The sequence below is a fragment of the Streptomyces sp. NPDC051822 genome (genome assembly GCF_044452745.1).
Lineage (GTDB): Bacteria > Actinomycetota > Actinomycetes > Streptomycetales > Streptomycetaceae > Streptomyces.
The window spans coordinates 92,227-100,348 of the sequence record NZ_JBITBZ010000016.1; the positions used below are offsets into that span (position 1 = coordinate 92,227).

Genomic DNA, 8,122 nt, shown 5'->3' on the forward strand with positions numbered 1-8,122 from the left:
CACGAGGCGGGGGTAGGCCCAGTCGGAGCGGAAGCCGGTGAGGTTCTCGTGGTGGAACAGCTCAAAGGAGACGTCGCGGTCGTGGCCGGTGTAGTTGGCAGCGGATCCGACGACGATCTCGCGCAGGCGGGTGAAGTCGTCGTGACTGCTCAGGCGCATGGGTGGGGCTCCTTCAACTCGCGTGGTCAGGCGGCTGTGGTGAGGGTGCGGTGCGTGTGGGTGCGGCCGTGGCGGGCGTGCAGTACGGCTCCGCCGCCCGGGGTGGGGGCGAGGGTGCGAGCCTCGCTCCAGGCGCTGAACCGCCACTCCCCCGAGCCCGCGGGCAGCAGCGCGAAGGTCCGCTCGGCGGTGGTGAGCGTGAGGTGGCTGCCGAATTGGTCGAGGCGGGCGGGCATCAAGTCGCCGTCGAGGGGCTGGTCGCGGCTGAAGTTGGTGAAGCCGGCCGGGAGGTGCAGGGTGCGGGGCAGACCGGCGGGGAGGGTCCTTTCCAGCGGGGTGGGGTGGTTGATCAGCGCGTCGGCGGCGGCCAGCTGCTCCTGCCAAGCGCGCGGGAACAGTGTGGCGAGTTCGAGGGTGAACAGGACGTCGATGACGGCGTGGACGCGGGTGGTGGTGCCGAGGTTGCGGCTGGCGTGCTCGCGGGAGAAGTCCCCGTACCAGAACTCGCCTACCTGCCAGGTGTGCTCGGTGCCGTCGAGGTAGAGGACGGCGCCGGGGGTTGGTGGTCAGGGGGATGTGGAGGCGGGCGCAGCCGCGGGCCAGGCTGTACTTGGGGTCGCAATGCCGCTCGCCGGCCGCGTTCGGGCCGAGCGCCATGAGGCGGGCGGCGTTCATCGGGGCCGGGATGGAGGCGAGGATCTCGGCGAGGTAGGGCATGCGGTCCAGCCACGGGGTGGGGGCGTAGGTGTCGGGGCCGGGGCCGCCGGGGTCGGTGCGCTCGGGGTCTCCGTTCGGGCCGATCAGCGGCAGGACCCTCCAGTCGATGTCGGTGACGGTGCCGAGCAGGCCGCCGGGGGCGCGGCCCTGCTGGAGCTGCCAGGTGTGGCCGGTGACCTGGGTGAGGTCGTCGGCCAGCCGTTCGGCGTCCAGGGACGGGGTCAGGCGGGCGGCCGCGGGCGGCAGGGGTGTGGTGGCCATGACGGGGCTCCGTTCAGGAGGAGAAGGCGGTGAGAGGGGCGCCAACGTGGTCGGCGGCGTCGAAGGCGTCGGCGGGGCGGGCGGCGAAGCGGGCATCCAGCCGGGCGAAGGACTCCTCGTGGCCCACGGTGGGGTCGTAGGCGAGGCAGAAAACGAACTGGGCGCCGTCCGGGCCGGGAACGACGGGCATGGAGACGATCACCCCGGTCCGCGTGGCGGAGTTCCAGTTCAGGCGGAGGTCGGCGAGGGCCTGGTGGAAGACGGCGGCGTCGGGGGCGTGCCAGGTCGGGGGGACGTGGTACTCGACGACCGCCCGGGCCGGGCGGGCGGCGGCGTCGACGATCCGGTGGGCGATGACCTGGTAGATGTGCAGGGAGCCGGAGACCTGGGCGTTGACCTCGGTGAAGTACAGGTGGCCGTCGGGGGTGGTGAGGGCGTCGGCGGACAGGTGGCCGCGGTAGCCGAGCGCGCGGTAGACCTCGGCGAGGCGGGTGCCGCCGTCGACCAGGCGGGCGTGCAGCAGCGGGTCGGCGCCCTGGAGCGGGACGGTCTGGTGGGACAGGCGGCGGCCGACGTAGTGCAGGCGGCCCTGCTCGGTGGGGCAGGTGCCGGAGTCGTCGGCGTAGTGCTCGGAGTAGACCGCCTGGGCGCCGGGAACGAACGCGGCGACAACCACGCGGTGACGGCCGTCGGTAGACGCCCAGTCCCAGCGCTGGTGCCAGTAGGCGGTGACGCCGGCCGGGCCGGGGGCGAGGCGGTGCAGGTGGCGGGCGCCTACATGACCGGTGGCCAGGGTGCTTTGCTCGGGCAGGAGGATCTGGTTACCGACGCCGGCGCCGTTGTGGGCCTGCTGGACGACCACAGCCTCGGCCTGGGCCAGGAGCCGGTGCGTGGCGGCGACAGCTTCCTCGAGAGAGCGGCAGACCTCGCCGGGAACCGTGGGGACGCCCGCCGCGGCGGCGATGGCACGGAAGTTGGCCTTGTTGTTGCCGATCTCCCCGCCGCCCTGCGCGAAGTACGCAGCGCCAGGGGACCGGTCGGCCACGCCCAGCGATGCGGCGAAGCGGTCGACGGCGGCCGACGGCCACAGGGCGAAGACCTCGCTGACCGCCTGCGGGCCGCCCGCCGGGCGCAGCGCGGCACGGACCTGGTCGAGGAAGACGGGGTCGGTGAGCGATTCGGGGTCCAGGAGCATCCCGCCGTACCGGCCGGGCGGGGCCGTCAGGGCGGTGATCTCACTGAGGCCGGTGCCGGTGAGCGTGCAGGCGTAGTCGAGGAAGCCGCGGTCGGGTTCGGTGCACAGGATCAGGACGTCGCCGGGGCGGGCGAACCAGGCCAGGCGCTGGGTCCAGGCCCGCATGTCCGCACGTGAGCGGATCGCGGGGTCGATGTGGTTGCCGATCAGGATGCGCAAGACGGTCTCCGTACAGGCAGGGGCGAAGTGTCAGGGGCGGAGGGTGGCCGGGAGGGCGGCGAAGGTGCGCATCGTGGCCGAACGCTGCCGGAGCGCGGTGCCGGCCGAGCGCAGCGGCGTGGGGCAGGTGCGCAGGGCGTCGAGGGTGGCGCGCAGGCAGGCTTGGGCGGCGCGGGTGCCGATGCAGGAGTGGGTGCCCCAGCCGTACCCGAGATGACGGTTGTGCCTGCGGTCCAGGAGCAGCTGCTCGGAGCTGGGGAACTGGGCGGGGTCGCGGTTGGCGGCGGCGAAGAGCAGCACCACGGTGTCGCCAGCGGGGACCTGGACTCCGGCAATTTCGCAGGCGCGGGTGGCGGTGCGGCTGGTGCCCTGGACCGGCCCGTCGAAGCGGACCAGTTCCTCGGCCGCCCACGGCACCACCCGCGGATCCCGGCGCAGCCGCTCCTGCGCGTCCGGGTGGGTGGTGAGGGTGTGCAGGGCGTTACCGATCGCGGCGGTCATGGTGCTGTAGCCGCCCTGGAACATCACCCGCGCGGTGTTCCGGATGAACAGCTCCTCCTCGCGGCCGGCGGCGGGCGGAGTGTGGGCGCGGACGTGCGTGAGAAGCCCGTCCGGGCGGCCGCTGCCGGTGAACCAGGAGTCGACCAGGCCGGTCAGTTCCTCCCTCGCCCGGCGACCCGGCTCGACCAGGGCAGGGTCGAGGCCGCCGTCCATGCTGCGCATGATCGCCTCGGAGGCGGCGGCGAACCCGGCAAGCGGCGGCTCGTCCACGCCGAGGAGGTCGCAGACCACGGACAAGGACAGCGGCGCGGCGAGGCCGGCCATCACGTCGAACGACGGCTCATCCCCGACCTCGCACAGGATCCGGACGGCACGAGCGCGAGCACGGGCCTCCAGTCCGGCGAGGTCTTGGGCGTGCAGCGCGTTCATGAACAGCGACCGGACGCCAGCCTGGCCGGGCGGGTCCAGCGACTGCACGCTCAGACTCGCGGCGGGAACGGATCCGCCGGTACGGCGCCGGTCGCGGGCGAACGTCGCGTGGTCGCGCAGAACCTGGACGCAGTCGGCGTAGCGGGTGACCAGCCACGAGGACATGTCGTCGTGCCAGGACACCGGGGTCTGCTCCCGCAGCACGGCCAGGGCCGGGTAGGGGTTGTCCAAGGTGGCGGGGTCGAGGGGGTCATAGGTCAGCACCGGCAGCATGAGCGCCTCCAGAGCGTCACGGGGAGGGGTTGTGCAGGGGTCCGGGCCGGCGCCGAGGCCTGACCCGGACCCTGCTACAGGGACGCAGCAGGTGATCAGTGGTCGTAGGACATGGCGGAGTCACCCCCCTTTGTCCGTGGGATCTCGCGGCCCGGTCCGGGCTCGCCTCACCAGAGTCCGCCCGCAGCTGACCGACCGTCATTGCCGCCCAGAGGCAGGGACATTGCGGGCCTCCCGCAATGGGCCGTGTCGCGTACGGGAGCGGTGTCGCGCTGTCACAGGGGTGGGCTACGGTTGCTGCTCCCGAAGCCTTCTGCTCCCGCCGAGGGGTGCCTATGGCCGCCACCATCAGCCGCGCACGCCGAGCCACTATCGTCAAAGAGGCCGCCGGAATCCGGATGCGCTGCCAGCGCGAACGCCTCGACACCGAGCACACCGCAGCCGAGATCCGCCGCGTCCTGCCGGAGGTCTCCGGCCTGGAGGCCTGGAGGCTCGCGCTGGGCTGGTCCCGCGCCGCCACGGTCACCCAGGTCCGCGCCCTCTACGTCGCGGACGGCCTGTTACCGCGCGGCCTGAACGAACCGATGCTGTGCCGGTGGGAACACGACTCCGGCGAGCGCCCTGACCGTGAGTACACCGTCATGCTCTGCCGCGCCTATGGCGCCACCCCCGCGCAGCTCGGACTGGGCTTCCCCGAACACCTCGGCTCGGGAAGCGAGTTGTCGGCGGTGATCCGGTACGGTCGGCCCCAGACCGACACGTGCAGCGCTGGCGCACGGGAAATGGTGGTGCACATGACCACAGCCGCCGGCCTTCCGGCCGTCCGTGAATCCCTCCAGCTCGCCCTCCTCGCCGACCCCCACGCAAGCACCGCGGTCACCGAGCTGGCCGACGCCGCAGTCGAGCACTACGCCCTCACCTACTCCAAGCACCCCGCCTACCTGCTGTTCGCTGCACCGCAACGTCGGCTGGCTCTCCGCCCTGATGGGCAACCTCGCCTTTCACCTCGACGACCACACCGGCGCGCGTGCGCACCTGGCCAGCGCCACTGCCTACGGCACCCGCGCTGGTGACGCACGGCTGACCGCATGGTCCCTGGGCGCGCAGAGCATGGTCGCCCGCGCTGAGAACCGCTACGAGACCGCCCTCGCCTACGCCGAACAGGCGGTCGCCCACGCCCCGGCCGGCCTGCCCAGGTCCCAGGCGCACGCGTGGGCGCAGATGACCTCGCTCGCCGGTCTCGGCCGGGAACACGAGGCCGACGCCGCGCTCGCATCGGCCGCCCGCGAACTCGAAGCCGACCCGGCCGGGTCCGCTCCCGGCCGATTCGGGTTCGACGCCGCCGAGTACACCCTGCACCGGGCCGAATCCGCGATCGTTCTCGGCCGCCACGACCGGGCCCGCACCGCCGCCGAAGCCTCCATCGCGGACACTTCCCCGGCCACACCCGGATGGGCCGCGGCCACCCTCGTCCTTGCCCAGGCCGAAGCATCCGGCCAACCCGGCGACGCGGCCCAGCGCGCACTCGACGTCCTTGACCGCGTACCCGCAGCACGACTGCGCTCAACCAGCCGCGCCCGCCTCGCCCGCCTCGACGCCGACCTCGCTGACACGCCGGCCACCAGTGCTGAAGATCTGCACGAACGGGTCCGCTCGCTCGCTCCGCTCATCGACAACCACGGCAACGCCAGCACCTGAGGAATCACCTGCGAGTGGAAGATGCTGCTGTGCACGCGGCCGTCTCGACTCGAGCACCTTGCCGACTGGCGGAGACGAGCAGTCGGTCAGGCCCCCTGGTCTGGACGAAGACTGACCCGATGATGCGGGCAACCCCTTCTTGGTGCCTGCAGTCCCCCGGCCATCAGCCTTACGACATCCCTCGACAAGGTGTGCGCCGCCTCGCCCGCGCACCCACAGCAGGGATCCCGACGCCGAATGGCTACCCCCGATACCGCCAAGGAATGGAGGAAACGGCATGAAAGAGGTATGGACGTTCGTCAAGAAGAGGACCGCGGCTGACGGCGCAGTCTGGGTCAGCCAGGGCGGCTCCCGGTTCAAGCGCACCGGGGACAGCCGGCTGGAGAACGAAGCGGCGTTCCAGCAGCGCATCGCCAACATGGGGTACCCCGTCCCGGCCGTCCTGGAGACCCGCTCCGACGACGCGGAGTTCTACTTCGTGGAGTCCTCGCTCGGACCGGCCTCGCTGCACGACGCGGCCTGGAGCAGCGTCGGCGAAACCCGCCGGCCGATGCCCGACACCGTCGTCGACGACGCCGCGACCGTCGGCACCCGGCTCCTCACGGCCCAGGCGAAGCACGCGCAACCCGCCACCCACGCCGCCCTGCACACCTGGTTCGAGGAAGCCGGATGGACCGACAACGTCTTCACCGACAACCCGACCTCGACACCCCCCGCACCCGCACCGTCGTCTCCGGCGCGCTGCCGAACACCTTTTCCGCCGGCGTTATCGACTGGCAGCACCACGGTCTCGCGCCGGTCGGCTACGACACCTACCCGGCCCTGGAGATCATCGCCTTCAAGGGCGGCACCAAGGGCTACTACGCCGCCCAGGCCCAGCGCGAGCGGTACGTGGCCGCGCTCGACGAAGCCGCCCGAAGCGTCCTGGGGACCAAGGGGAGCCGGCACCTGCCCGAGTTCCTGCTCATCAAGTCGCTGTTCTTCCTCGCGCTCATGAAGCCGGCCGACCTCACCGACACCGCCAAGGTCCTGAAGTGGACCTACCGCCGCACCCTGTTCACTATGGCAGCCGAGCAGTATGAGCGCACCGGCCGGATCGACACCGGGGCTTTCCCCAGCCTCGACGAATTCGCCGCTCAGTCTGAGCACTGCCGTATCGGCGGTGCGTGACCGGGTCAGCCGCCGGCTGCCCCTTTCCACGCACACGACTCGACAGGCCGGCCCCGGCGGGGAGCGACGGGTGTGCCAGGCTGAAGGTGCCCGGTGGGGTCGCGCCCGTGAAGCCGACGCCGCCCCGCCGGGCACCGGCATCCCGACCAGCACTGGAAAGCCCCTCCGTGGACAGCACCAGTCTCGAGGACCAAGGCGTCGAGTACGAGGTCGTGCTCCGCTTCCTTCGGGCGGGCCGGCCATCCTCGGTGTGTGGTCCAGGCCCCAGACGGCCGACGAGAAGTTCCTGCAGTGGCTCGGGGCGCATGGACAGCCCGGCGCCGCCCTCACATTGACCGCCACCATCGGAAGCGAGACGCGCCCGGTGAAGAGTCGGACTCACGAGGGTGGTCTGCAGGTAGTCGGAGCGGCCTGACCCGCGTACGGGGCGGCCCGCGCCGCCTATCCCGCGCCCTTGTCCGGGCGGTGCCGTTGAAGACGGCGTGGACCATGACACCGCCCCTGTGACCGGCACTTACTCCGACGAGCCTCGCCTCCCTCTGCTGACCGCCACGGAGGCTCGCGAGACGGTCGAGTTGCTCCAGAACCTGGAGCAACTCGACCCGGACAGGCACGGCCAGACGGCCGGGCAGCTCGCCGCCGACCTCGCCCGTCGCCTGCCTGCTCCGCAGCCGGAGCCGTCCCGGCACGGCGGACACCAGTGTCGGACAGAGTCTTCGGAATCCCTCCGACCTGGCGGCGCGGGCCGCGCTGCTGGACGGCACCTACTGGGAGGTCGCCGGCCGGGTCCCCGACGCATCGCGTTGACCGCCGCCCGCAGGTCGAGCAGGGAGGCCGGTTCGGGCTCCGGCTCCTGGACGGCGAAGTCCCGCCGTCTGTCGTCGACGAAGACGATCTGCGCGTTCCGGGCGACATCGTCGTCGCGGACCTCGAAGACGTCGGCGCGGACGCCGCCGACGACGAGTGACACCGCCCTGAGCGGCGGCCGGCCGGCATTCGGAGCGACGCTCTCCCGTTCGCTCGCCACCAAATCAACGGGCTACGGCGGTACTTCTTACAGCTCCCCGACCTGCCCGGCGGGCTGTGGCCCCTGCGCGCCAAGGCGCCTGCGCCCCGTCACCGCGGTTCGGTGACGGGGCGACGATGTGGAGGCTGGCTCCAGTTAGGGCTGGTCGCCGATGTAGCGGTAGATCTCGGAGTTGGCGTTGACGCCCCAGACGGTGCCGTCGGCTGCCGCGCTGATGTCGGTCAGGCCGCCGGGGACGCCGTGCCACGGGGTGGCGTCGTCGTTGGTGAACCGGTAGATCTGCCCGTTCGCGTTCACGCCCCACACGTTGGAGCGCGACCCCGCCGAGATCTTCACCAGACCGCCCGCGATCTTCTTCCAGTGGCCGGTGGTGCCCTGGTCGCCGATGTAGCGGTAGATCTCGGAGTTGGCGTTGACGCCCCAGACGGTGCCGTCGGCTGCCGCGCTGATGTCGGTCAGGCCGCCGGGGACGC

The 8,122-nt window shown here is 72.0% G+C and carries 7 protein-coding genes; 3 read left to right on the plus strand and 4 right to left on the minus strand.

Going from position 1 to position 8,122, the window contains the following annotated elements; genetic code table 11:
* Positions 1 to 185 precede the first annotated feature (185 nt).
* From ACIA8N_RS34355 to ACIA8N_RS34365, 3 genes are all read right to left on the minus strand, one after another.
* Positions 186 to 395: a hypothetical protein gene (locus ACIA8N_RS34355; RefSeq protein WP_365786261.1), complete on the minus strand. Its 210-nt coding sequence runs from the start codon at positions 393 to 395 to the stop codon at positions 186 to 188.
* A gap of 755 nt (positions 396 to 1,150) precedes the next feature.
* Positions 1,151 to 2,551, minus strand: a complete 1,401-nt coding sequence (locus ACIA8N_RS34360; protein WP_365786263.1) for a hypothetical protein — start codon at positions 2,549 to 2,551, stop codon at positions 1,151 to 1,153.
* Between the two features lie 30 nt (positions 2,552 to 2,581).
* A complete protein-coding gene (locus tag ACIA8N_RS34365) occupies positions 2,582 to 3,754 on the minus strand; it encodes a cytochrome P450 (RefSeq protein WP_365786265.1) in 1,173 nt (390 codons plus the stop codon).
* A gap of 335 nt (positions 3,755 to 4,089) precedes the next feature.
* Between ACIA8N_RS34365 and ACIA8N_RS34370 the strand changes: the two genes are divergently transcribed.
* The 3 genes from ACIA8N_RS34370 to ACIA8N_RS34380 all read left to right on the plus strand — a co-directional run bounded on the left by ACIA8N_RS34370 (position 4,090) and on the right by ACIA8N_RS34380 (position 6,622).
* Positions 4,090 to 4,827: a hypothetical protein gene (locus ACIA8N_RS34370; protein WP_365786267.1), complete on the plus strand. Its 738-nt coding sequence runs from the start codon at positions 4,090 to 4,092 to the stop codon at positions 4,825 to 4,827.
* A complete protein-coding gene (locus tag ACIA8N_RS34375) occupies positions 4,739 to 5,452 on the plus strand; it encodes a hypothetical protein (protein WP_365786269.1) in 714 nt (237 codons plus the stop codon). Before ACIA8N_RS34370 ends, ACIA8N_RS34375 begins: the two co-directional genes overlap by 89 nt.
* Before the next feature lie 669 nt (positions 5,453 to 6,121).
* Positions 6,122 to 6,622, plus strand: a complete 501-nt coding sequence (locus tag ACIA8N_RS34380; RefSeq protein WP_365786271.1) for a hypothetical protein — start codon at positions 6,122 to 6,124, stop codon at positions 6,620 to 6,622.
* Positions 6,623 to 7,784: 1,162 nt separating this feature from the next.
* Here the strand turns inward: ACIA8N_RS34380 and ACIA8N_RS34385 are convergent.
* On the minus strand, positions 7,785 to 8,122 hold a 338-nt coding region (locus ACIA8N_RS34385; protein WP_365786273.1), incomplete at its 5' end, for a tectonin domain-containing protein.

Excerpts from the sequence above, each read along its gene's own strand:
- ACIA8N_RS34380 (WP_365786271.1), top strand. The coding sequence starts at position 6,122 with ATGGACCGACAACGTCTTCACCGACAACCCGACCTCGACACCCCCCGC.
- ACIA8N_RS34355 (WP_365786261.1), bottom strand. The coding sequence starts at position 395 with ATGCCCGCCCGCCTCGACCAATTCGGCAGCCACCTCACGCTCACCACC.
- ACIA8N_RS34365 (WP_365786265.1), bottom strand. The coding sequence starts at position 3,754 with ATGCTGCCGGTGCTGACCTATGACCCCCTCGACCCCGCCACCTTGGAC.
- ACIA8N_RS34375 (WP_365786269.1), top strand. The coding sequence starts at position 4,739 with ATGGGCAACCTCGCCTTTCACCTCGACGACCACACCGGCGCGCGTGCG.
- ACIA8N_RS34370 (WP_365786267.1), top strand. The coding sequence starts at position 4,090 with ATGGCCGCCACCATCAGCCGCGCACGCCGAGCCACTATCGTCAAAGAG.